Below are 22231 nucleotides of genomic sequence, written 5' to 3'. Positions count from 1 at the left end.
CTGAGGGAACCGGGCAGCACAGGGAAGACCCCCGGGCGGCTCGGCTCCGTACCTCGACGGTGCCGTGCGCCGGCCGGTTGCCGGTGCACGTGAGCCGGTCACAAGACCTGTGCGGGGCGATCCGGCTTGCCACTGCGTGGCTCACGGTTGCGGGTCAGCGCCGGATTTGCACCGGCTTCCCCCCGTACGGGTGTGATGACGACGCCGCCACTCTACCCGGCCGTAACCAGACCCCCGAGGGCCGCCTGCGGGGGCGGGTAGGTTCGGGCCATGGCTGAGGAGACCGTGGGCAGACTGCTCGGGTCGGGGCGTACCGCCGACGTGTACGAGATCGACGAGGCGTGGGTGCTGCGCCGCTTCCGGGACGGGTACGGGGACGCGCGGGCCGAGGGCGCGGTGATGGCGCATGTGCGCGAACACGGCTATCCGGCGCCGCGGGTGAGGCTCGCCGATTCCTCGCGGACCGACCTGGTGATGCAGCGGCTGTCGGGGCCGACGATGCTGCGCGCGCTGACGGAGGGGGCGATGGGCGCGGACGAGGCGGGCGGCATCCTCGCCCGCCTGCTGCGGCAGCTGCACCGCCTCCCCGCACATCGGTCGCCGGGTTCGGTGCTGCATCTGGACCTGCACCCGGACAACGTCATCCTCACGCCCGACGGTCCGTACGTGATCGACTGGGACAACGCACGGGACGGCGACCCCGGCCTGGACTGGGGCTCCTCCGCGGTGATCCTCGCCCAGGTCGCCGTGGACGACGGTCCCTTCGCCGAACTCGCCCGCCCCCTCCTTGCCGCCCTGCTCGCCGACCCCTCCGACCTCACGGAGGACGGCCTGGCGGGGGCGCTGCGGCGCCGGGCTGCCAATCCGACGATGACGTCGCGTGAGGTCGAACTTCTCGGTGACGCCGAGCAATTGATCCGTACGTTCATGCGTGACCGGAGGGGCGGGCCCAGCGGAGCAGCCTAGTTGTCGACCCTCGGCGTGGGGCCGCCGAACGGCAGGTGCAGGGTGCGGGAGGCCAGCAGCCACCGGCCGTCGACGCGGCGGAAGGTGTCCTCGTAGTGGCCGACCTGCACGGGCGGACCGGCCGGGACCATGCCGCCCGTCCAGCCTTCGACGCGGTACGTCGTGAAGTACGACGTCGCCTCGGCCGTTTCAGGGGAGGTCACCGTGACGCGGATGTTGGACATGATCCGCCGCGAGAGCTTGTCCGCAGGCCGTGCGCCGAAGTACGCCCGCAGCGCCTCGCGCCCCTCCGAGCGCCGTCCGTCTCCCGGAGGGGGCCACTCCCACCGGCCGTCCTCGGTGAACAACTCGGCCACGGAGGCGGGTTCGCAGAGGTCGAGGCGGTGGACGAAGTCGAGGATCAGACGCTCGCAGGCGCGTTCGGAGAGGAGTTGCTCCAAGGGGTCCATGGGTCCCTTGGTACCAGCCGGGAACCCGGGGGCACGATCCGATCACACCGCCACGTACGTCACCGGCTCGCTCCCCGCCACCGCCTCCGCCCGCCCCAGCTTCACCAGCCGCCGCAGATGCGACTCGGCCTCCGCGATCGCGATGTTCCGTGAGCCGTAGGGGATCTGGTCCCAGGGCCGGTTCCACTCCATGCGCTCGGCGAGCTGCCAGGGGGTGAGGGGCTCGGACAGCAACGCCAGGAGTCCGGTGAGGCGTTCCTCGTGGTGGGTCAGCAACTGCCGTACGCGGGCGGGCGCGTCGGTGAACGCGTACTGGTGGGCCGGGAGGATCTCGGCGGGGGCGAGACGGCCGACGCGTTCGAGGGAGTCGAGGTAGTCGCCGAGGGGGTCGGTGACGGTCGTGTCGTCGGGGTCCTCGTACAGGCCGATGTGCGGGGTGATCTCGGGGAGCACGTGGTCGCCGGAGAACAGGCGGCCGTGGCCCGGGAGCCGGGACGGGTGCTCCTCCTCCAGGTGCAGACAGACATGGCCGGGCGTGTGGCCCGGGGTCCAGATGGCGCGCAGGCGGCGGCCGGGGAGGTCGAGGAGTTCGCCGGGGACGATCTCGCGGTCGGGAGCGGCGGGGGAGAAGCCGGGCAGGGGCCGGGTTCGGCGGGCGGTGCGGAGCGGGGACACGTGGGCGTCGGGGGCGCCGGCCGCGGTGAGCTTGTCCGCCATGTAGGAGAACCAGCGCTCGGGGTGGGTCGCGCGGGTGCGCCGTACGATCGCCGCGTCCGCCGCGTGCATCGCGATCCAGGCACCGGAGGCCTCGCGCACCTTGCCGGAGAGGCCGTGGTGGTCGGGGTGGTGATGGGTGATGACCACGCCGTGGATCTCGGCGGCCGCGGTGCCGCACGCCGTCAGGCCCTCGGCGAGGGCGTCCCAGGAGGCCGGGTCGTCCCAGCCGGTGTCGATGAGCACCGGGCCGCGGTCGGTGTCGACGACGTACACGAGGGTGTGGCCGAGTGGGTTGTCGGGGATGGGGACCCGGAGGGACCGGACGCCGCCGCCGTGGTCGTACACCTGCGCCATGGGCTCCCCAATCGCCGCGACCGGCACACACCGACGGCCACTATAACTAGAACGGGTTTCGATGGGAGCCTGAGTCATCCAGGCCGGGCGTTCCGCATCCGCTCCGGGGTCCAGAACTCCCTGATCTCCTCCGGGCTCTTCGTCTCCCGGTGGACGGACACCCCGTTGCCGTGTGTGACGTCGTCCCAGTTCGACGCCGTCCATACGGCGCCACAGGCGGCCGTCGTCACGGCCGCCGCGAACAGCGCCCACGCGTGCCTGCGCTCGCGTTCTGCCGTCATTCAGCGTTCCTCCCCGTCGGCTTGATCAGCGTAGGCGTGATTGATGTGCGATCCGTGGACTCCTCGTAGTGGAACTGGTATCAGTTTCTGAAACAGCGTCAGAAACCAAGGAATCCCGCTTCAGCTCCGCAGGAGGCGTCGGCCATGACCGAGCTCGTGGAACACGGACAGCTGTTCATCGGCGGGGAGTTGACCGACCCCCTGGGCAAGGACGTCATCGAGGTGATCTCGCCGCACACGGAGGAGGTCATCGGACGAGTGCCGCACGCCTCACCGGCCGATGTCGACCGGGCGGTCGCGGCGGCGCGGCGGGCGTTCGACGAGGGTCCCTGGCCGCGGATGTCGCTCGACGAGCGGATCGAGGTCGTCACGCGCATCAAGGACGGCATCGCCCTGCGCCACGAGGAGATCGCCCGCGTGATCTCCTCCGAGAACGGCTCCCCGTACTCCTGGAGCGTCCTCGCGCAGGCGCTGGGCGCGATGATGGTGTGGGACGCGGCGATCACGGTCGCGCGGAACTTCCCGTACGAGGAGCGGCGCGACGGCGTGCTGGGCAAGATCCTGGTGCGGCGCGAGCCGGTCGGGGTCGTCGCGGCCGTCGTCCCCTGGAACGTCCCGCAGTTCGTCGCCGCCGCCAAGCTCGCGCCCGCGCTGCTCACCGGCTGCACGGTGATCCTCAAGCCGTCGCCGGAGTCGCCGCTGGACGCCTACCTCCTCGCGGAGATCGCGAAGGACGCCGGGCTGCCGGACGGGGTCCTGTCCATCCTCCCGGCTGACCGCGAGGTGAGCGAGTACCTGGTCGGACATCCGGGGATCGACAAGGTCTCCTTCACCGGCTCGGTGGCGGCGGGCAAGCGCGTGATGGAGGTCGCGGCCCGCAACCTCACCCGCGTGACGCTGGAGCTGGGCGGCAAGTCGGCGGCCGTCGTCCTGCCGGACGCGGACGTCGAGGCGACGGTCGCCGGTGTGGTCCCGGCGGCGTGGATGAACAACGGTCAGGCGTGTGTGGCCCAGACGCGGATCCTGCTCCCGCGTTCCCGCTACGACGAGTTCGCCGAGGCCTTCGCCGCGGCGGCGGGCGCGCTGGTGGTCGGCGACCCGCTGGACCCGTCGACCCAGGTGGGGCCGCTGGTGGCCGAGCGGCAGCAGCGCAGGAACCTCGACTACATCCGCATCGGCCAGGAGGAGGGCGCGAAGATCCTGACGGGCGGTGGGCGTCCGGCGGGGCTGGCGAAGGGCTGGTACGTCGAGCCGACGCTCTTCGGGGACGTCGACAACTCCATGCGGATCGCACGCGAGGAGATCTTCGGCCCGGTGATCTGCCTCCTCCCCTACGGCGACGAGTCCGAGGCCGTGAAGATCGCGAACGACTCCGACTACGGCCTGAGCGGCAGCGTCTGGACGGCCGACACCGCACACGGCATCGAGATCGCCCGCCAGGTCCGTACCGGCACCTACTCGGTGAACACCTTCAGCCTGGACATGCTGGGCCCCTTCGGCGGCTACAAGAACTCCGGGCTGGGGCGCGAGTTCGGCCCCGAGGGCTACGGCGAGTACCTGGAGCACAAGATGATCCACCTCCCGGCCGGCTGGGAGGCGTGAGAGGACATGGGCGACCGCTGGCACGTCGAGGTCGACCGGTCGGTGTGCATCGGCTCGGCCCAGTGCGTCCACCACGCCCCCGACGGCTTCCGGCTCGACACCGGCCGCCAGTCCCATCCGGCCGACCCGGAGACCGACGCGAACGAGAGGATCCTGGCCGCGGCGGAGAGCTGCCCGGTGGAGGCGATCGTGATCACCCTGCTGGGGAGCGGGGAGCCGGTGTTCCCGCCGGAGGACTGAGGCGGTCCGAGGACTGAGGCTGTCCGAGGACTGAGGCCGTTCCGAGCGTCGAGGCCGTTCCGGGCGCAAATCGGATGCCCGATTTCGCCCGAGAAAATAGGCATGTGGGGTGTTCGATTCAGAGGTGGGCGTTCTATTATGGAAATCGGCCTACGGGACGAGTGAGGGAGCCCGAACCGGAGTAGCCGACTCTGGCGGGAAGTCGAAGGGCTTCCGCTGGGGCCGACATCGACGGTCCGGGCTGAGAGGCCGGAAAGTCGGAAGACCGAGAGGTCGGAAGACCGGAAGGCGACCCCCAGCACCTGATCCGGGTAATACCGGCGCAGGGAACCCGTCTCGTAGGTCTTTCGCGTGCCCGGGGCGCTAGGGCCGATCCGGTGCCGTCAAGTCGATCAGACGGCAGACCGTCTCGATGTCGATCTTCACCTGGGCGATGGAGGCGCGCCCCGACAGCCAGGTGATCAGGGCCGAGTGCCAGGTGTGCTCGATGACGCGGACGGCGGAGAGCTGCTCGGGCGTCGGATTCTCCAGCCCCATCGCGTCCAGGATGATCACCGTCGTCTGGCGGGACACCTGGTCCACCTCGGGGGAGACGCTGCGGTCGGCGAAGGTCAGGGCGCGGACCATGGCGTCGGCCAGATGCGGCTCGCGCTGCAGTGCGCGGAAGGCGCGCATCAGGGTCTCCGCGACCCGCTCCGCCGCCGTCTCGCCCTGCGGTGGCTTCTTCCGCAGCGTGCCGTGCATGTGCTCCAGCTGGTCCTGCATCGTGGCGACCAGCAGATGCACCTTCGACGGGAAGTAGCGGTACAGCGTGCCGAGCGCCACCTGCGAGGACTCCGCGACCTCCCGCATCTGTACGGCGTCGAAACCACCCCGGCTCGCGAGCTGCGCGCTGGCGTGCAGGATGCGCCGGCGACGGGCCTCCTGCCGCTCGGTGAGGGGCGGTGAGGCCGGGCTTGCGCTACTGACTTCCGCAGGCATGGATCCCGTTCCGTGACAGTCGGTGAGGGTGAGTGACCGGACAGAGCATGCCAGGGCGTCGGCCGTGGCGTGAATCACCTGATCCATCGCTCACAGCGGCGCTACCTGCCGGTAGATTCAGAGCCTCTTGAACGATCAAGTCTGAAACTTGTTCTAGATTAGCGTCCCGTCGTAATCTCGCGGGACAGAGCAGGGAGAAGGGGGCCTGGAGTGACCGCTGAGGCCAGGGAGGCCGGGTCCCCGACGGACCTTGCCGCCGACGGCGAGCGACCGCTCGACATCGCGCTTCTCACCTATAAAGGGAACCCGTTCTGCGGCGGCCAGGGCGTCTACGTTCGGCACCTCTCCCGCGAGCTGGCCCGCCTCGGTCACCGCGTCGAGGTCATCGGCTCCCAGCCCTACCCCGTCCTCGACGAGGGCGCGGACTACGCCGACCGTCTGACCCTCACCGAGCTCCCCAGCCTCGACCTCTACCGCCAGCCCGACCCCTTCCGCACCCCGGGGCGCGACGAGTACCGCGACTGGATCGACGCGCTGGAAGTGGCGACCATGTGGACCGGCGGCTTCCCCGAGCCGCTGACGTTCTCGCTGCGCGCCCGCCGCCATCTGCGCGCCCGGCGCGGCGACTTCGACGTCGTCCACGACAACCAGACCCTGGGCTACGGCCTGCTGGGCGACATCGGCGCCCCCCTCGTCACCACGATCCACCACCCCATCACCGTGGACCGGCAGCTGGAGCTGGACGCCGCCGAGGGCCGGCAGCGACGCATGTCCGTACGCCGCTGGTACGCCTTCACGCGCATGCAGAAGCGCGTGGCGCGCCGCCTGCCGTCGGTGCTCACCGTGTCGGGTACGTCCCGCGCGGAGATCGTCGACCACCTCGGCGTACGGCAGGACCGTATCCACGTCGTCCACATCGGCGCCGACACCGACCTTTTCTCGCCGGATCCCTCGGTACGGCAGATACCGGGCCGCATCGTGACGACCTCCAGCGCCGACGTCCCGCTGAAGGGCCTCGTCTTCCTCGTCGAGGCCCTCGCCAAGGTCCGCACCGAGCACCCCGACGCCCACCTCGTCGTCGTCGGCAAGCGCCCTGAGGAGGGGCCGGTCGCGCAGGCCGTCGAACGGTACGGCCTCGAAGGCGCCGTCGAGTTCGTCAAGGGCATCTCCGACGCCGAGCTCGTCGACCTCGTCCGCTCGGCCGAGGTGGCCTGCGTACCGTCGCTCTACGAGGGCTTCTCCCTGCCGGCCGCCGAGGCCATGGCCACCGGGACGCCGCTCGTCGCCACGACCGGCGGCGCTATCCCGGAGGTCGCCGGTCAGGACGGCGAGACATGCCTGGCGGTACCGCCGGGCGACGCGGGGGCGCTGGCCGCTGGGCTGAGCCGGTTGCTGGGCGACCCGGAGCTGCGGGTACGGCTTGGTTCTGCTGGGCGTGAGCGGGTGCTACGGCACTTCACGTGGGCGCGGGCCGCCGAGGGAACGGTGGCCCGCTACCGCGAGGCGATCGCCCGCTCCGCGCGCCCGGATCCCTCCCGCTCCGCGGCCCCGACAACTGCCGCGGCGGCAAGGGCGGCAGGGGCCGCGAAGAACGGTGAGTCCACGCGCGTGGCCGAGGCTGCCGGGGTCGGTGAGTCGGACAGTGTGACCGCGGCCGCGGGGGTCGGTGAGTCCGGCCGGATGGCTGAGGCGGCCGGGGCCGGGTCTGCCCGCGTGGTCGAGGCTGCTGGGGTCGGTGAGTCGGACAGTGTGGGCGCGGCCGTGGGGGTCGGTGAGTCCGGCCGGCTGGCTGAGGCGGACGGGGCAGGGTCTGCCCGCGTGGTCGAGGCTGCCGGGGTCGGTGAGCCGACCCGCTTGGCCGGGGCCGCTGAGACCGGCGAGCCCGCCCCACTGGCCGCAACCGCCATGACCGGTGAGTCCGCCCACCTGGCCGGGGTTGCCAGAGCCGGCGAATCCACCCGCGTGACCGGTGCTGCCAGGGCCGGCGAGTCCACCCGAGTCACCGGGACCGCCCAGTGACCGCCGCCCCCACAACCCTCGATCCCCGCCCCGCCAACCGTTCCGACCGCGAAAGCAGGCCCCCGTGCTGACCGTCGACTTCTCCCGGTTCCCGCTCGCCGCGGGCGACCGCGTCCTGGACCTCGGCTGCGGTGCCGGCCGGCACGCGTTCGAGTGCTATCGGCGCGGCGCCCAGGTCGTGGCGCTGGACCAGAACGGTGAGGAGATCCGCGAGGTCGCGAAGTGGTTCGCGGCGATGAAGGAGGCGGGGGAGGCGCCGGAGGGGGCCACGGCCACCGCCATGGAGGGCGACGCCCTCGCGCTGCCCTTCCCGGACGAGTCCTTCGACGTCGTCATCATCTCCGAGGTCATGGAGCACATCCCGGACGACAAGGGCGTCCTCGCCGAGATGGTGCGGGTGCTCAAGCCGGGCGGCCGTATCGCCATCACCGTCCCGCGCTACGGCCCCGAGAAGGTCTGCTGGGCGCTGTCCGACGAGTACCACGAGGTCGAGGGCGGCCACATCCGCATCTACAAGGCGGACGAGCTGCTGGCGAAGATCCGCGAGGCGGGCCTGAAGCCGTACGGCACCCACCACGCGCACGCGCTGCACTCGCCGTACTGGTGGCTGAAGTGCGCGTTCGGCGTCGACAACGACAAGGCGCTGCCGGTGCGGGCGTACCACAAGCTGCTGGTCTGGGACATCATGAAGAAACCGCTGGCCACCCGGGTCGCCGAACAGGCGCTGAACCCGCTGATCGGCAAGAGCTTCGTGGCGTACGCGACCAAGCCCCACCTCCCCCGGGTGGACGCCAAGTGACGACCCCCCGGACAGAACACCTCGTCCTGCCCGGGGTCCTCACCGCCGAGCAGGCCGCCGCGACCGTCGCGGGCATCCTCGCCGTGCAGCGGGAGGACGGGGCCATCCCGTGGTTCCGCGGGCACCACCTCGACCCGTGGGACCACGTCGAGGCGGCGATGGCACTGGACGCGGCCGGTGAGCACGCGGCCGCCGAGCGGGCCTACACCTGGCTGGCGACCCACCAGAACGAGGACGGCTCCTGGTACGCCGCCTACGCGGACGGCGCCTTCGACGACGTCACCGACACCGGGCGCGAGACCAACTTCGTCGCCTACATAGCCGTGGGCGTCTGGCACCACTACCTCTCCACCGGCGACGACACGTTCCTGGACCGCATGTGGCCGTCCGTCTACGCGGCCATCGAGTTCGTCCTCCAGCTCCAGCAGCCCGGCGGGCAGATCGGCTGGCGGCGCGACGAGGACGGCACGGCGACAGCGGACGCGCTGCTGACCGGTTCCTCGTCGATCCACCATGCGCTGCGGTGCGCCCTTGCCATCGCCGAGCAGCGTGAAGAGCCGCAACCGGACTGGGAGCTGGCGGCGGGGGCGCTACGGCATGCGATCCGCCGGCACCCGGAGCGGTTCCTGGACAAGGACCGGTACTCCATGGACTGGTACTACCCGGTCCTCGGTGGGGCGTTGACGGGTACCGAGGCCAAGTCCCGCATGGAGGAGGGCTGGGAGCGCTTCGTCGTGCCCGGGCTCGGGGTGCGGTGCGTGGTGCCCAACCCGTGGGTCACGGGCGGTGAGTCCGCCGAACTCGCCCTGGCCCTGTGGGCGATGGGCGAGTCCGACCGGGCGCTGGAGATCCTGCAGTCGATCCAGCACCTACGGGACCCGGAGAGCGGGCTGTACTGGACCGGCTACGTCTTCGAGGACGACGCGATCTGGCCGCTGGAGCTGACCACTTGGACGGCCGGCTCCCTCCTCCTCGCCGTCGCCGCCCTCGGCGGCCACGAGGCCACCTGCCAGGTGTTCGGCGGCGAGGAGCTGCCGAGGGGACTCGACCCGGACTGCTGCGCCTGAGACGACGGGGCCTCAGTGCCGGTGCACACGATTGGCGATGGCGTGCCCCACGAACAGGTACACGACCGCCGCCAGACCGTACCCGGCAACGACCCTCGCCCACGCCTCGTCGAACGTGAACAGGTCGTGCGACCAGCCCGCCAGCCACCGCGCCGCGTCATGGATGAACTGCACGAAGTCGTTGGCGCGGTTGGCGTCCAGGAGGTACATCAGGATCCAGAGGCCCAGGATGAGGGCCATGATGTCGGCGACGATCGCGATGACCGTGCCGGCCTGGTTGGCACCGTTGCGATATCGAGGGGACATGCCCGTCGGGTGACCCTTGAACCCTGGATGAAACCTCGGCGCGCCGGGCTGTGGGTCGGGCTATGAGTTGAGCTCGGCGAGCACGCGCAGCGTGTGCCGGTCCGGTGCCAGGGCCAGCAGGTCCGTCACCGGGCCCTTCCGCCACAACTCCAGCCGCTCGGCGATGCGTTCACGCGGGCCGACGAGGGAGATCTCGTCGGCGAAGGCGTCGGGGACCGCGAGGACGGCCTCCTCGCGACGGCCGTCCAGGAACAGCCGCTGGATCCGGCGCGCTTCTGCCTCATACCCCATGCGGGCCATGAGGTCGGCGTGGAAGTTGCGGGCCGCGTGGCCCATGCCGCCGATGTAGAAGCCGAGCATGACCTTGACGGGGAGCAGCCCTTCGGAGACGTCGGCGCAGACCCGCACCTGGGCCATGGGGGCGACGAGGAACCCCTCCGGCAGGTCGGTGACGGCCTCCCCGTACACCTCCTCCGGCTTGCTCGGCGACCAGTACAGCGGCAGCCAGCCGTCCGCGATCCGGGTGGTCTGGGCGACGTTCTTGGGCCCCTCGGCCCCGAGAAGGACGGGGAGGTCGGGCCGGAGGGGGTGAGTGATCGGTTTCAGGGCCTTGCCGATGCCGGTGGCGTCCGGGCCGCGGTACGGGTGGGAGTGGAAGCGCCCGTCGAGTTCGACGGGAGCCTCACGCCTGAGGACTTGGCGTACGACATCGACGTACTCCCTCGTCGCGGTCAGCGGCGACTTCGGGAACGGCCGCCCGTACCACCCCTCCACCACCTGCGGCCCCGACAGCCCCAGCCCCAGCATCATGCGCCCGCCCGAGAGGTGGTCGAGGGTGAGGGCGTGCATGGCGGTGGTGGTCGGTGAGCGGGCGGCCATCTGGGCAACCGCCGTGCCGAGCTTGATCCTTGAGGTCTGCGCGGCGATCCAGGTGAGCGGCGTGAAGGCGTCGGAACCCCAGGACTCGGCCGTCCACACGGAGTCGTAGCCGAGCCGCTCTGCCTCCTGGGCTAGGGGTACGTGGTCCGCGGAGGGGCCGCGACCCCAGTAGCCGAGTGCGAGCCCGAGCCGCATGCGCCGCCTCCTGACGGGTCGTCAGATCCGTGCCTGGGCTTGCGACTGTACGACAGCGGCCCCTCACCGGGAAGGGTGAGGGGCCGCTGAGGAGAGAGCTGCGACTCAGCCGCGCTGGATGCCCGACGTGTCCTGGAGGACGCCACGGCGCCCGTCCTGCGTCTGCGCGACCAGCGCCGGACCGCGCTGCTCGACGGCCAGGTACCAGGTGCCCGGCGCGAGTTCGGCGATCGGGGTGGGGGAGCCGTCCTCCGCGAACAGGGGGCGGGGCACGGGTACGGCGAACCAGAACGGCGAGAAGTCGGCGGAGGGCGCCTGCGGCTGCTGCGGCTGCCCACCGAAGGGCTGCCCCGGCTGCGGCTGACCGCCGTAGGGCTGTCCGGCCTGCGGCTGCTGGGCGCCGGGGTAGCCGTAACCACCGGGCGGCTGGGCGCCGTAGGGCTGAGGGGTGGGGGGCTTGGGGGCGGGGAGGAGGGCGGCCTGGAGGGCGGGGACCAGAGGGGTGGCGACCGCGGCGCCGGCCATGGCCAGGGTGGCGATCAGTGCGAGGATCAGCCCGATGCCCGCGTCGGGGCCGGAGGTGCTCCCGCCCACGTTGTTCGCGCCGCCCGCCGGGTCGAAGATGTTGCCGAGCGCGCTCCAGGCGGCGAAGACCGTGAAGGCGATACCGAACTGGCCGAGGTCCAGACCGGCGACCTTCGGCGCCTGCGGCAGCCCCCGGGCGACCACGATGAGTGCGGCGCCGATGAGACCCGCCAGCACGACGCCGAGCAGGAGCGGTCCGCTGCCCCAGGCGTTCGGCAGATCGATGCCCTCGGCACCATCGGCGGAGTAGATGTCGAGGAACGACGCGATGAACAGCAATACCGCTGCTCCGATCACCACGCCGTCGCCTCGAGTGAGGGAGCGGATATTCACTTCAGGTCCTTCGTCAGTCGTCTCGTCATCGGCATCGCTGGAGGCGTCGCTGTCACCATGTCGCCATCAGGCCCCGGTGTGAAGCGCGGGGGTGGCCCCTCATCGTACGGACGACCTTATCGTCCGACCGACGAGGCTGTCCGCCGGGATCAGCCCGTGGACCATTACCCCCGCAGGAAACTCACGATTCCGCCAGAGATCCCTTGCGCCGCCTTCTGCCGCCAAGCGCCGCTGGTGAGCAGTGCCGCGTCCTTGCTATCGCGCATGTTGCCGCACTCGATGAACACCTTGGGAACCGTTGACAGATTGAGACCGCCAAGATCCTTACGCGTGACGAGGCCGGTGCCGTCGCCGACGTAGTTGGAGGGCGCGCTGCCGGTGACGCGGACGAAGGAGCCGGCGATGCGTTCGCCGAGGTCGCGGGAGGGGGCGACGATCGGGCCGGTGTCGGCGGCGCCCGCGTCCACCCGGTCCGGGAGGATGACGTGGAAGCCGCGGTCGCCGGCCGCCGCGCCGTCGGCGTGGATCGAGACGACCGCGTCGGCGCCCGCCTTGTTGCCGATCTGCGCCCGCTCGTCCACGCACGGCCCCCACGAGCGGTCGCCGTCCTGCGTGAACTTCACCGTGGCGCCCTGCTTCTGCAGCAACGTGCGCAGACGGTGGGCGACGTCCAGGGTGAACTCGGCTTCCGTGTAGCCGTCGTTGGTGGATGTGCCCGTGGTGTCGCACTCCTTCCGGTTCGTGCCGATGTTCACCTTGCGGTTGATCTCGGCCGTGTGCTGGAAGTTGTGCGGGTTGTGGCCCGGGTCGATGACGACGACCTTGCCCTTGAGGGGGCCGGAGGCGGCGGGCGCGGAGGTGGAGTCGGCCGTGGAGCCGGCGGTCGGGGTCGGGCCCGGTGGCTTGTCGTCGGTCGTGGTGGCGTCCGTCGGTGTCGTGCCCGCCGGTGCCGCGGACGGCGACCGTACGGCCGTATCGCCCGATGCGCCTCGGCCGCCGGTGTCACCCACCGCCTCGTACATCACCCACCCGAGCAGCGCCCCCGGCACGAGAGCGGCGGCCGCGACGGTCAGGGCGCGGCGTCGGCGGCGGGGCTGGGGAGGATCGAAGTCCGGACCTACGTACGACACGCCTGCCACCTTACGGGCCGACCCGGGCGTCCGCCGGTAAGCCACGGCTGGGCCGCCGTCGGGCGTTGTCGCGGCGGGGTCAGACGCCGGTCCCCGTCCGCCGCAGCACCCGCAGCGACTCCGTCACCGACACCTCCGTGAACGCCCCGGACTCCAAAGCCCGCAGATAGACGCGGTACGGCGCCTGCCCGGTGAACTCGTCGGCCGGGTCCGGGAAGACGTCGTGGATGACGAGCAGCCCACCCTCGGCGACATGCGGTGCCCAGCCCTCGTAGTCGGCGTTCGCGTGCTCGTCGGTGTGGCCGCCGTCGATGAAGACGAGGCCGAGCGGGGTGCCCCAGACCTTGGCGACCTGCGGTGAGCGGCCGACCAGCGCGACGACGTGCTCCTCCAGGCCCGCCTTGTGGAGCGTGCGGCGGAACGTCGGCAGCGTGTCCATCAGCCCGATCTCGGGGTCGACCGTCTCCGGGTCGTGGTACTCCCAGCCCGGCTGCTGCTCCTCGCTGCCCCGGTGGTGGTCGACCGTGAGGGCCGTCACACCGGCCTCGCGGGCGGCGTCGGCGAGCAGGATCGCGGAGCGACCGCAGTACGTGCCGACCTCCAGGAGCGGAAGGCCGAGGCGCCCGGCCTCGACGGCCGCCGCATAGAGCGCGAGCCCCTCACCCGTGGGCATGAAGCCCTTCGCCGCCTCGAACGCGGCCAGGATCTCGGGCTTGGGGGCTGGGGGCATCGCGGGGCCTTCCGGTCGTAGGTGCGGCGAGACGCGCCCCATGCTGCCGTACCCCCTGGTCGGCGGGCGACAGGGGGTACGGCGGTACGGCGGGGTGGATCAGGGTGCGTCGGAGATGTCGAGCCTGTTCACCTTGATGCGGCTGGTGTCGTACTCCCAGACGACGAAGAACTTGCCCGGGGCGTACTCATCGGCCATCGCGTATGTGTCCCAGCCCTCCCCTGTGGTACCGGGAGAGTCGACCTCGGGCTCCGTGCCGTTGGCGAAGAACTTTCCGGCTCCCCAGGCTCCGCCAGGGCTCTTGACCTTGTAGTTCAGAACGCCCCGGTCGGTGGCCGTGTTGTAGATGGCCAGATACCGGCCGTTGCTGTCCTTGGTGAAGTAGACCTTGGAGTTGTTGCTGGGCACGTTGGCGTCGGATGCGAAGGAGGTGGGATTCCAGGTTCTGCCGCCATCCGGGCTCGTGGAGGTCACGGCTTGGGCGTTCTTGGAGCGGGCGACCATGACCAGTTCGTCCTTGGTGGCCGTGTCGCTCTGCGAGAAGGCGATCTGGGGTTCGCCGGCCTCCAACGCGAGCCCGCCACCTACGGTGCCACGCTTCACCCAGGACTTCAGGTCCGAGGAGACCAGCACCCCGTTCTCCCGCCCGCTCGCCCAGTACGGGATGACGTGCTTGCCGGCGTCCTCGCCGGTCTCCAGCTTGAGCGGGCGCCCGGCGAAGACGAGGTTGCGGATGTCCGGGGGGAAGGTGGCGGGGTAGGTCTGCCAGGAGTGACCCTCGTCGGTGCTGCGCTTGACGACGGTGTCGCTGATCGGAAGGCCGTCGTGGTTGATTCCGTCGTCCTCGGTCGCGTCCGCGATCGGGGTACGCCCCATGAACGCGTAGAGCTCGCTGCCCGTCTTGTAGAGGATGACGTAGTGCCAGGCGAACGCGCTGGTCTCCTGGGCCAGCATCTGGGGGCGGCTCCAGTTGGCGCCGCCGTCGGTCGTGTACGAGTACCGGATGTAGCCCATGTCCCGGTTGCCGGGCCTAAGGCCTTCCCGCCAGGCGACGACCGCGTTGTTCGCGCTGGTGCTGACGATGTCGGGGGTGCGCGGCCCGTCGCCCCCGGTGACGACGTTCGCGTAGACCGTCGACTCGGACGACGTGCCCTCGGCGGCGGCCGGCCCTGGCAGCAGCAGGCCGGACAGGACGGTGAGGACGAGTGCGGTCAGGAGGACGGGCCATGCCCGTCTGCGCGTCACCACATCCACTGCTGGCTCCCGCTGGTCGAGCAGGTCCACTGAATGGCCTCCGTTCCCGGGGTCTGACTGGAGCTGGGGATCGCGAGACACAGCCCGCTGTTCTTGTTCTGGAATCGGTCCAGGCTGATGCGGACCCAGACCTGCTCGTCGCCGCCGCCGCACGGCCACTGGATGACCTTGGCGCCGTTCTGTGTACTCGCGCCCGCGAGGGCCAGGCACTTGCCGTTCGCCTTGTTGACGACCCGGAAACCCCCGGACACCGATTGGAGCGCCCAGTAGTTGCTGTCGCTGTTGCTGCACGACCACTGGATCATGGCGATGCCGTTTTCGTAGCTGGAGCCGGGGTCGGCCAGGCACTGGCCGGTGCCGAAGTTGTAGAGACGGGCGTAGGTGGAGGTGTCCTCGGACCACACCCAGCGCTGGTCCAGGTTCGTCGAGCAGGTCCACTGGACGACGGCGGCGCCGTTGGCGGTGCTGGAGTTGGGGACCGCCAGGCACTTGTCGCTGTTCACGTTCCGCAGCCGGTTCCAGCTGTCGTGGATCCAGACCTGCTCGTTGCCGGTGCTGTCGCAGGGCCACTGAACGGCCTGTGTGCCGTCGGCCAGGCTGGAGTTGGGCATGGCCAGGCACTTGAGGCTGTAGCGGTTGCGGATGAGGTACCGGTCTCCGTTCCCGCCCGCCACCTTGGTGAACGTCCAGTCCTGGTCGGAGTTCTCGCTACAGGTCCACTGGACCAGGCCGGTGCCGTCGGCCGTACTGGAGTTGGGGACGGCCAGGCATCTTCCCGCGTTGAGGTTGCGGAGGTTTCTCCAGTCGTCCTCCGCCTTCGCCGGGGTGGATGAGGCAAGGGTGTACACCAGCGTCGCGGCGATCGAGCACAACACCGCGGCCACGACGGCAAAGACGCGCTTCGGCTTTTTCATAGACATGACATCGAACGACCTCTCGTTTGCGTCCGGGAGTCGGTACTCCGCGGGTGAGAGGTGCGTGAACCGGCGATGAGCGGCGTCGGCAGTGCAGGGTGATGGCGGTGATGTCTGCTGAACACGCGTCTGCGTGCTGCCCCCGCCCCATACACCCCCGCCTCCCCGCGTTCCCCCGGCCCGCTCCCCTCAGGGCGCTCCCTGGGATCTCCGCACACGTGACGGATTCCCGGTTCCGCTGTGTACTCGCGGGCGCCGAGTGACAAGCCGATGCGGGTGGGGTGAAGTGACCTGGAACGGACGGTCAATCACAGGCGGCATGGCGGCGAACTCTCCGGCCGAGGGCGCTTGGCTGTCGCTCCCCCGGGCTCATGACGCACTACGCCCCCCGCCGGAACGACGGGGGGCGTACGGGAGTGAGGTGTCAGGCCGTCAGGCGGTGACCGTCTCGCCCGGCAGCGGCAGGTCCACGTCCACCGCGCTGTCGTCGCCCGCGTGCGTGGCGGACGAGGCGAGCGGGGCGTGACCGTCGGCCCGGGCGGCCAGGACGTAGGCGCCCTGGGCGGGGACGGTGAGGGTGTAGCTGCCGTCGTCCGCGGAGAGGGTGGCGCCCGCCTGGCGGCCCCGGCGGTCGATGAGCGTCACCTTGGCGCGGGCGACCGGCGTGCCCTCGGCGTCCAGGACACGGCCGCGGAAGCCGCGCAGGGCCTCTTCGGCGCGCTCCAGGTTGGCGTCCTCCTCGCTGCTGGCGCGCAGCTGCGGGTGGGTGGCTGCCGGGCGCTGCTTCGGGAGGAAGAGGGCCAGGAGGAGGCCTACGGCCACCGCGGCGGTCGCGATCAGGAAGGACACCCGGAAGCCGTGCATGGTCGGGATCTCGACGCCGCCGACGTCGTTCGCGGTGTTGGCCAGCACCATGCCGATGACGGCGCTCGACACGGACGTACCGATGGAGCGCATCAGCGTGTTGAGGCCGTTCGCCGCGCCCGTCTCCGAGGCCGGGACCGCGCCGACGATCAGGGCGGGGAGGGAGGAGTACGCCAGGCCGATGCCGGCGCCCAGGACGACCGCGATGACGAGGCTCTGCCAGGGAGCGCTCATCAGGCCGAGGCCGGCGCCGTAGCCGATCGCGATGATCAGCATGCCGAGGATGAGGGTGGTCTTGGGGCCGTACTTGGCGGACAGGCGGGCGTAGACCGGGGCGGTGAACATCATCGTCAGGCCCAGCGGGGCCACCAGCAGGCCCGCGACGACCATCGACTGGCCGAGGCCGTAGCCGGTCGCCTTCGGCAGCTGGAGCAGCTGGGGCAGGACGAGCGAGACGACGTAGAACGAGACACCCACCATGATCGACGCCAGGTTGGTGAAGAGCACCGCCGGGCGGGCCGTGGTGCGCAGGTCGACCAGCGGGGCCTGAGTGCGCAGCTCGTAGATTCCCCACAGGACGAGGACGGCCACCGACGCGCCGAACAGGCCGAGCGTGGTGCCGGACGTCCAGCCCCAGTCGCTGCCCTTGGTGATCGGCAGGAGGAAGAGGACGAGGCCGGCGGACAGGCCGAGCGCGCCCGGCAGGTCGAAGGAGCCCTCGGCGCGGACCTCGGACTCCGGTACGACGAGGAGGGTGAGGGCGATGGCGAGGGCGCCGAGGCCCGCGGCGCCGTAGAAGAGGGCGTGCCAGTTCGTGTGCTGGGCGATCAGGGCCGCGGCGGGCAGCGCGAGGCCGCCGCCGACGCCGATCGAGGAGCTCATCAGGGCCATCGCCGAGCCGAGCCGCTCGCGGGGCAGCATGTCGCGCATCAGGCCGATGCCGAGCGGGATCGCGCCCATCGCGAAGCCCTGGAGGGTACGGCCGGCGATCATGGGGAGCAGATCGCTGGTGACCGCGCTGACCAGCGCGCCGGCGACCATCACGGCCAGGCTGGTGATCAGCATGCGGCGCTTGCCGTAGAGGTCGCCGAGGCGGCCCATGATCGGGGTGGCGACGGCGCCCGAGAGGAGGGTCGAGGTCAGGACCCAGGTGGCGTTGCTGGGCGCGGTGCTGAGCAGCTGCGGCAGGTCCTTGATGACCGGCACGAGCAGGGTCTGCATCACCGCGACCACGATGCCCGCGAAGGCGAGCACCGGGACGAGGGCTTTCCCTGCCGCTCTGCCGGTGGGCTGGTCGGCCGACGGGTGCGTCGACGTGTGCGTCATGGGGCGAGGCCTCCGGGCCGGGGAGTGGGGTGACGTCGGGTACGTGTGTCCTGAACTACGTATGCATGGGCAACTATTCCGATGCTTTGGCGTACTAACGAATTCTTGACCATTCCATGGGGATGTGATCCACCGTCAGGCGGGTGCGGCCTGAACCCGGCCGCCATCCCGCCTGGCCGCCATCCGCCTGGCCGCCCTTGCCTCGCGGCCGTCACGGCCGCGTCGCAAGGTGATCCGAGAGCGATACGGCGAAGAGAGCGGTACCGAGAGAGGAGCCCGGGCATGCCACGGATCGCGGTCAACGGTGTGGAGCTGTTCCACGAGGTGACCGGGGACGGCGATCCGCTGGTCCTGGTGCACGGCTCCTGGGCCGACCACGACACCTGGGCCCTGGTCCTGCCCGCCCTCGCGGCGCGCTTCCGCGTGCTCGTCCACGACCGGCGGGGGCACAGCCTGAGCGAGCGGCCGGGGCAGGGGACCCGGTTCGAGGACGAGGAGGACCTGGCCGCGCTGATGGAGGCGCTGGGGCTCGCGCCCGCCTACGTCGCGGGCAACTCCTTCGGTGCCTCGACGGCGCTCGGCCTCGCCGCCCGGCGCCCTGAGCTCTTCCGCGGTCTCCTCGCCCACGAACCCCCGCTCATGGGCATCGTGACCGATGCGCCGGACATGTTGCCGCTGATGGCGGCCAGTGCGGAGCGCATCCAAGCGGTCGTCACCCATCTGCGGGCGGGCGAGACCCTCGCGGGGGCGCGCATGTTCATGGACGAGGTCGCGCTCGGTCCCGGCGCCTGGGAGCAGATGCCGGAGCAGGCCCGCGAGACGTTCCTGCGCAACGCCGACACGTTCGCGGACGAGCAGGCCGATCCGCAGTGGGCGGATCTCGACCTCGACGGCCTCTCCCGCTACACCGGGCCGGTCCTGCTGACGCAGGGCACGGAGAGCCCGCCGTTCTTCGCCGCGATCATCGCCCGGCTGTCCGGCGCCCTGCCGCAGGCCCGCACGCACGCCTTTCCAGGGGCGGGGCACATTCCCCATGTCACCCATCCCGACGCCTACGCGGAACGCGTGATCGGCTTCGTCGAGGAGTGCCGGCGGCGGGATCCCCGATGACGACGTCCGGGGCTTGCGGTCCTAGGTCTCGCGGCCGAGGCGGGGCGGCGCGAAAAGCCGATGCAAGGAGCGTAACCGGGTTGAGAGCATGACACCCATGCTCGAAGCCGCCGACGTCACCCGCACCTCCCGCCGTACCGCGCCGCCCACCTGGCTGGTGGTGGCGCTCGCCTGCGCCGGGCAGTTCCTGGTCGTGCTCGACGTGTCCGTCGTGAACACGGCTCTGCCGTCGATGCGGACGGACCTGGGGCTGAGCGCGCTCGGGTTGCAGTGGGTGGTGAACGCGTACGCCATCGCCTTCGCCGGGTTCATGCTGCTCGGCGGGCGGGCCGGGGACATCTACGGGCGCAAGAGGATGTTCGTGCTGGGCCTCGCACTGTTCACCGTGGCCTCGCTGGCCGGCGGGCTGGCCCAGGAGGGCTGGCAGCTGCTGGCCGCGCGGGCCGTGCAGGGGCTGGGGGCGGCGGTGCTGGCACCCTCGACGCTGACGATTCTCACGGCTGCGGTGCCGGAGGGCCCTCCCCGTGCGCGGGCCATAGGCACCTGGACCGCCGTCGCCGGGGGCGGCGGCGCGGCGGGCGGGGTCGTCGGCGGTGTGCTCGTCGACGTGCTGTCGTGGCGCTGGGTGCTGCTGATCAACGTGCCCGTGGGGGCGGCGGTGCTGACCGCCGCGATCCTGTGGCTGGCGGAGAGCCGCAACGGGGACGGACGGCGGCTGGACCTTCCGGGTGCGGTGCTGGTGACATCGGGGCTGGCCACCCTGGCGTACGGCATCTCACAGACGGAGGCGGAGGGCTGGACGGCCGACGCCACGGTCGTACCCCTGCTCGCCGGCCTCGCGCTGATCGGTGTGTTCCTCGTCGTCGAGGCGCGTACGGCCGCTCCGCTGATGCCGCTGCGGCTGTTCCGCCGGCGAGCGGTGTCGTCGGCGAACGTGGCGATGTTCCTGAGCGGGTCGGCGATGTTCTGCATGTGGTTCTTCATGACCCTGTACGCGCAGAACGTGCTGGGCTACACGCCGTTGGAGGCCGGTCTCGCGCTGGTGCCGAGCTCGCTTGCGATCGTCTTCGGCTCCAAGGTCGCGCCGCGGGTCATGCGGGTGCTCGGGGCGCGCAATCTGGCGGCGGCGGGGACGGCCGTGGCGATCGCCGGGTTCGTCTGGCAGTCGACGATGACCGTGCACGGCACGTATCTGACCTCGATCATGTTCCCGGGCATCCTGATGATGCTGGGTGCGGGTCTTGCCTCGACCCCGCTCGCGGCGCTGGCCACGTCCGGGACGGCGCCGGGGGAGGCCGGGCTGGTGTCGGGGCTGGTCAACACCTCCCGCACCATGGGCGGTTCACTCGGCCTCGCGGTCATGTCGACCATCGCGTCGGCCCGTTCGGCGGGGAGCGTGACGCCGCAGGCGCTGACGGAGGGGTACGCGCTGGCGTTCCGGGTGGGGGCCGGGGTGCTGGTCGGGGGCTTGGCGCTGATGCTGGTGTGGCTGCCGCGGAAGACTTCCGTGAACTGAGAAGAGTCTTCGAGGACGGAGACGTGTTCTTCGAGAACCGAGACCTGTTCTTCGAGACCGGGAACGCTCGTCGAGAATCTGGAACCCTCTTCGAGGGTCGAGAAAATCTTCTTCGGAGGCAGGCAACGATCCGGTCGGTCCATGGACTCCTTTAGACATCTAGGAGGTGCCCATGGGGGATCGCAAGGCGGCTCGGGACTCGGAGTTCCAGAGCTTTGTCATCGGCCGCTGGCCGCGGCTGATGCGGACGGCATTTCTCCTCACGGGGGAGCAGCACGCCGCGGAGGACCTGGTCCAGTCGACGCTGGAACATGTCTACGTGGCCTGGCGCAGAGTCGGCTCGGCCGACGACCCGGAGGCCTATGTACGGCGCGTGATGATCAACGCGCACGCGCGCAAACACCGCAGACGGCTCAGGGAGTTCCTCGCACCGAAGGACGACTCCGGCCTGGCCCGTGAGGTGGCGGACACCGGCGACCGCATCGCCCAGGCCGAGGACCGCAGTGCCCTGCTGTCGGCGCTCGCCCAGTTGCCGACGCGGCAGCGGGAGGCGGTGGTCCTGCGGTACTGGGAGGACCTGACCGAGACGCAGACGGCGGAGGCGATGGGCTGTTCCGTCGGCGCGGTGAAGAGCAACGCGGCCAAGGGGATCGCAAAACTCCGCGCCATACCCGGACTGGCCGAGATGGTGACACAGGGAGGGCGGAAGTGATGAGCGCGGACCGGGAGACGAACCACGGCATGACCAGCCACGACATGACCCACACGGACATCGCTCTCCTGCTGGCCGACGCGGCGGACGAGGTCGAGATCGGTATAGCCCCCTACCAGGCGGTGGTGCGCGGCGGGCGGCGACGCAGGGCACGGCGGTGGGCGGTGGCCGCGGCTACGGCGCTGGTGCTGGCCGGGGCGTCGGGTGGGCTGGCGGTGGCCGGGCTCCAGGGCGGGAACGGACAGCTGACGCCGCCGGCATCCACACAGTCGCCGACGGAGGACGAGCGAAGCCTGTACACCGCCCAGCGGACCACGCTGGCGATCGGAATGGACCAGGGCAAGGAGTGGCGGGTCGTCATTGACGTGTGGCCGGCACCGCGTGACGAGACGGAGGCTGCGGGCCAGTGGGAGGCGATGGGCAACTACGCATACGGTGAGCGGCCCGCGGACGCGGACGACTCCTCCGATCTGGTCGGCAAGAGCTCGTTCTTCGTCTGGCGCAGCGTCGGTGATGAAGAGCAGTCAGTGACGATGTCGGGCACCTTCGGCCAGGGGGACACCCTGTCGGGCAAGGACATGGAGCACGCGTCGTTCCCCCTGGACCCGAACTTCGCCGCCCCTCACCGCCTGGTCATCGGCCAGGTCGCCATGACCGTCCAGCGTGTCGGCTGCACCTGGGCGGACGGCACGACGACCCAAGTCCGCAGGGTGCCTCGGGGGTACGACGTCAATACCGACGAGCAGGTGATCCGCCCGGCGGACGGGTCACCCACGAACTGGTTCATCTGCCTGGCCCCGGAGGGAACGGCGTACAAGTCGGTGAAGGTGACGAAGTAGGAGGTAGGCAGGGGACAGGGGCCGGTGAACAAAGCCCGGTCGGCGCCGCGCAGAACGCCGCCC

General features: G+C 70.8%; 22 protein-coding genes and 2 riboswitches. Of the genes, 10 read left to right on the top strand and 12 right to left on the bottom strand.

Annotated features, from left to right (window positions below; genetic code table 11):
* Positions 1–93 precede the first annotated feature (93 nt).
* Positions 94–229, bottom strand: a riboswitch (cobalamin riboswitch).
* 41 nt (positions 230–270) lie between these two features.
* Positions 271–966 (top strand): phosphotransferase, encoded by a 696-nt coding sequence (locus ACIBU0_RS15555; protein WP_398817511.1) that lies wholly within the window; start codon positions 271–273, stop codon positions 964–966.
* On the opposite strand, the gene ACIBU0_RS15550 is transcribed toward ACIBU0_RS15555, so the two are convergent.
* The 3 genes from ACIBU0_RS15550 to ACIBU0_RS15540 all read right to left on the bottom strand — a co-directional run bounded on the left by ACIBU0_RS15550 (position 963) and on the right by ACIBU0_RS15540 (position 2767).
* Positions 963–1415: a nuclear transport factor 2 family protein gene (locus ACIBU0_RS15550; protein WP_398817508.1), complete on the bottom strand. Its 453-nt coding sequence runs from the start codon at positions 1413–1415 to the stop codon at positions 963–965. The genes ACIBU0_RS15555 and ACIBU0_RS15550 overlap by 4 nt on opposite strands.
* A 42-nt stretch (positions 1416–1457) precedes the next feature.
* Entirely contained in the window at positions 1458–2486 is a 1029-nt protein-coding gene (locus tag ACIBU0_RS15545; protein WP_398817505.1) for an MBL fold metallo-hydrolase, read from the bottom strand.
* 74 nt (positions 2487–2560) lie between these two features.
* Complete coding sequence (locus tag ACIBU0_RS15540) at positions 2561–2767, bottom strand: hypothetical protein (protein WP_398817502.1); 207 nt, start codon at positions 2765–2767, stop codon at positions 2561–2563.
* A gap of 144 nt (positions 2768–2911) precedes the next feature.
* Between ACIBU0_RS15540 and ACIBU0_RS15535 the strand changes: the two genes are divergently transcribed.
* Together ACIBU0_RS15535 and ACIBU0_RS15530 are read left to right on the top strand one after the other, a co-directional pair.
* Entirely contained in the window at positions 2912–4369 is a 1458-nt protein-coding gene (locus tag ACIBU0_RS15535; protein WP_398817500.1) for an aldehyde dehydrogenase, read from the top strand.
* A gap of 6 nt (positions 4370–4375) precedes the next feature.
* Positions 4376–4609 (top strand): ferredoxin, encoded by a 234-nt coding sequence (locus tag ACIBU0_RS15530; protein ID WP_398817497.1) that lies wholly within the window; start codon positions 4376–4378, stop codon positions 4607–4609.
* 153 nt (positions 4610–4762) lie between these two features.
* Positions 4763–4955: riboswitch (TPP riboswitch) on the top strand.
* Positions 4956–4972: 17 nt separating this feature from the next.
* On the opposite strand, the gene ACIBU0_RS15525 is transcribed toward ACIBU0_RS15530, so the two are convergent.
* Positions 4973–5590: a TetR family transcriptional regulator gene (locus tag ACIBU0_RS15525; protein WP_398817494.1), complete on the bottom strand. Its 618-nt coding sequence runs from the start codon at positions 5588–5590 to the stop codon at positions 4973–4975.
* A 210-nt stretch (positions 5591–5800) separates the two neighbouring features.
* On the opposite strand from ACIBU0_RS15525, the gene ACIBU0_RS15520 reads away from it, so the two are divergent.
* The 3 genes from ACIBU0_RS15520 to ACIBU0_RS15510 all read left to right on the top strand — a co-directional run bounded on the left by ACIBU0_RS15520 (position 5801) and on the right by ACIBU0_RS15510 (position 9475).
* Entirely contained in the window at positions 5801–7609 is a 1809-nt protein-coding gene (locus ACIBU0_RS15520; protein WP_398817492.1) for a glycosyltransferase, read from the top strand.
* Between the two features lie 64 nt (positions 7610–7673).
* Entirely contained in the window at positions 7674–8408 is a 735-nt protein-coding gene (locus ACIBU0_RS15515) for a class I SAM-dependent methyltransferase (RefSeq protein WP_398817489.1), read from the top strand.
* Positions 8405–9475: a prenyltransferase gene (locus ACIBU0_RS15510; RefSeq protein WP_398817486.1), complete on the top strand. Its 1071-nt coding sequence runs from the start codon at positions 8405–8407 to the stop codon at positions 9473–9475. Before ACIBU0_RS15515 ends, ACIBU0_RS15510 begins: the two co-directional genes overlap by 4 nt.
* A gap of 12 nt (positions 9476–9487) precedes the next feature.
* Here the strand turns inward: ACIBU0_RS15510 and ACIBU0_RS15505 are convergent, their stop codons facing one another.
* The 8 genes from ACIBU0_RS15505 to ACIBU0_RS15470 all read right to left on the bottom strand — a co-directional run bounded on the left by ACIBU0_RS15505 (position 9488) and on the right by ACIBU0_RS15470 (position 17991).
* A complete protein-coding gene (locus ACIBU0_RS15505) occupies positions 9488–9781 on the bottom strand; it encodes a hypothetical protein (protein WP_398817483.1) in 294 nt (97 codons plus the stop codon).
* A gap of 60 nt (positions 9782–9841) precedes the next feature.
* Positions 9842–10855, bottom strand: a complete 1014-nt coding sequence (locus ACIBU0_RS15500; protein WP_398817480.1) for an LLM class F420-dependent oxidoreductase — start codon at positions 10853–10855, stop codon at positions 9842–9844.
* Positions 10856–10960: 105 nt separating this feature from the next.
* Entirely contained in the window at positions 10961–11773 is an 813-nt protein-coding gene (locus ACIBU0_RS15495) for a hypothetical protein (RefSeq protein WP_398817478.1), read from the bottom strand.
* A gap of 164 nt (positions 11774–11937) precedes the next feature.
* Positions 11938–12903, bottom strand: a complete 966-nt coding sequence (locus tag ACIBU0_RS15490; RefSeq protein WP_398817475.1) for an N-acetylmuramoyl-L-alanine amidase — start codon at positions 12901–12903, stop codon at positions 11938–11940.
* A gap of 79 nt (positions 12904–12982) precedes the next feature.
* Complete coding sequence (locus tag ACIBU0_RS15485; protein ID WP_398817472.1) at positions 12983–13633, bottom strand: class I SAM-dependent methyltransferase; 651 nt, start codon at positions 13631–13633, stop codon at positions 12983–12985.
* Between the two features lie 99 nt (positions 13634–13732).
* A complete protein-coding gene (locus tag ACIBU0_RS15480; protein ID WP_398817469.1) occupies positions 13733–14917 on the bottom strand; it encodes an exo-alpha-sialidase in 1185 nt (394 codons plus the stop codon).
* The gene (locus tag ACIBU0_RS15475) at positions 14875–15801 is read right to left on the bottom strand and encodes an RICIN domain-containing protein (protein WP_398817466.1); all 927 of its coding nucleotides are present in this window, start codon (positions 15799–15801) and stop codon (positions 14875–14877) included. Before ACIBU0_RS15475 ends, ACIBU0_RS15480 begins: the two co-directional genes overlap by 43 nt.
* A 432-nt stretch (positions 15802–16233) precedes the next feature.
* Positions 16234–17991, bottom strand: a complete 1758-nt coding sequence (locus tag ACIBU0_RS15470; RefSeq protein WP_398817463.1) for an MFS transporter — start codon at positions 17989–17991, stop codon at positions 16234–16236.
* 282 nt (positions 17992–18273) lie between these two features.
* On the opposite strand from ACIBU0_RS15470, the gene ACIBU0_RS15465 reads away from it, so the two are divergent.
* From ACIBU0_RS15465 to ACIBU0_RS15450, 4 genes are all read left to right on the top strand, one after another.
* Positions 18274–19101 (top strand): alpha/beta fold hydrolase, encoded by an 828-nt coding sequence (locus ACIBU0_RS15465; protein ID WP_398817460.1) that lies wholly within the window; start codon positions 18274–18276, stop codon positions 19099–19101.
* A 97-nt stretch (positions 19102–19198) separates the two neighbouring features.
* Positions 19199–20617, top strand: a complete 1419-nt coding sequence (locus ACIBU0_RS15460; protein ID WP_398817457.1) for an MFS transporter — start codon at positions 19199–19201, stop codon at positions 20615–20617.
* 172 nt (positions 20618–20789) lie between these two features.
* Complete coding sequence (locus tag ACIBU0_RS15455; RefSeq protein WP_398817454.1) at positions 20790–21329, top strand: SigE family RNA polymerase sigma factor; 540 nt, start codon at positions 20790–20792, stop codon at positions 21327–21329.
* Positions 21329–22168: a hypothetical protein gene (locus ACIBU0_RS15450; protein ID WP_398817452.1), complete on the top strand. Its 840-nt coding sequence runs from the start codon at positions 21329–21331 to the stop codon at positions 22166–22168. The genes ACIBU0_RS15455 and ACIBU0_RS15450 overlap by 1 nt, the downstream gene beginning before the upstream one ends.
* Positions 22169–22231: the final 63 nt, after the last annotated feature.

The organism is Streptomyces sp. NPDC049627 (assembly GCF_044465645.1).
Classification (GTDB): domain Bacteria; phylum Actinomycetota; class Actinomycetes; order Streptomycetales; family Streptomycetaceae; genus Streptomyces.
The sequence above is the reverse complement of the archived record's forward strand: the minus strand, read 5'-3'. Positions and strand labels throughout refer to the sequence as shown.

Excerpts from the sequence above, each read along its gene's own strand:
- ACIBU0_RS15555 (WP_398817511.1), top strand. The coding sequence starts at position 271 with ATGGCTGAGGAGACCGTGGGCAGACTGCTCGGGTCGGGGCGTACCGCC.
- ACIBU0_RS15550 (WP_398817508.1), bottom strand. The coding sequence starts at position 1,415 with ATGGACCCCTTGGAGCAACTCCTCTCCGAACGCGCCTGCGAGCGTCTG.
- ACIBU0_RS15545 (WP_398817505.1), bottom strand. The coding sequence starts at position 2,486 with ATGGCGCAGGTGTACGACCACGGCGGCGGCGTCCGGTCCCTCCGGGTC.
- ACIBU0_RS15540 (WP_398817502.1), bottom strand. The coding sequence starts at position 2,767 with ATGACGGCAGAACGCGAGCGCAGGCACGCGTGGGCGCTGTTCGCGGCG.
- ACIBU0_RS15535 (WP_398817500.1), top strand. The coding sequence starts at position 2,912 with ATGACCGAGCTCGTGGAACACGGACAGCTGTTCATCGGCGGGGAGTTG.
- ACIBU0_RS15530 (WP_398817497.1), top strand. The coding sequence starts at position 4,376 with ATGGGCGACCGCTGGCACGTCGAGGTCGACCGGTCGGTGTGCATCGGC.
- ACIBU0_RS15525 (WP_398817494.1), bottom strand. The coding sequence starts at position 5,590 with ATGCCTGCGGAAGTCAGTAGCGCAAGCCCGGCCTCACCGCCCCTCACC.
- ACIBU0_RS15505 (WP_398817483.1), bottom strand. The coding sequence starts at position 9,781 with ATGTCCCCTCGATATCGCAACGGTGCCAACCAGGCCGGCACGGTCATC.
- ACIBU0_RS15500 (WP_398817480.1), bottom strand. The coding sequence starts at position 10,855 with ATGCGGCTCGGGCTCGCACTCGGCTACTGGGGTCGCGGCCCCTCCGCG.
- ACIBU0_RS15485 (WP_398817472.1), bottom strand. The coding sequence starts at position 13,633 with ATGCCCCCAGCCCCCAAGCCCGAGATCCTGGCCGCGTTCGAGGCGGCG.
- ACIBU0_RS15475 (WP_398817466.1), bottom strand. The coding sequence starts at position 15,801 with ATGAAAAAGCCGAAGCGCGTCTTTGCCGTCGTGGCCGCGGTGTTGTGC.
- ACIBU0_RS15470 (WP_398817463.1), bottom strand. The coding sequence starts at position 17,991 with ATGACGCACACGTCGACGCACCCGTCGGCCGACCAGCCCACCGGCAGA.
- ACIBU0_RS15465 (WP_398817460.1), top strand. The coding sequence starts at position 18,274 with ATGCCACGGATCGCGGTCAACGGTGTGGAGCTGTTCCACGAGGTGACC.
- ACIBU0_RS15460 (WP_398817457.1), top strand. The coding sequence starts at position 19,199 with ATGCTCGAAGCCGCCGACGTCACCCGCACCTCCCGCCGTACCGCGCCG.
- ACIBU0_RS15455 (WP_398817454.1), top strand. The coding sequence starts at position 20,790 with ATGGGGGATCGCAAGGCGGCTCGGGACTCGGAGTTCCAGAGCTTTGTC.
- ACIBU0_RS15450 (WP_398817452.1), top strand. The coding sequence starts at position 21,329 with ATGAGCGCGGACCGGGAGACGAACCACGGCATGACCAGCCACGACATG.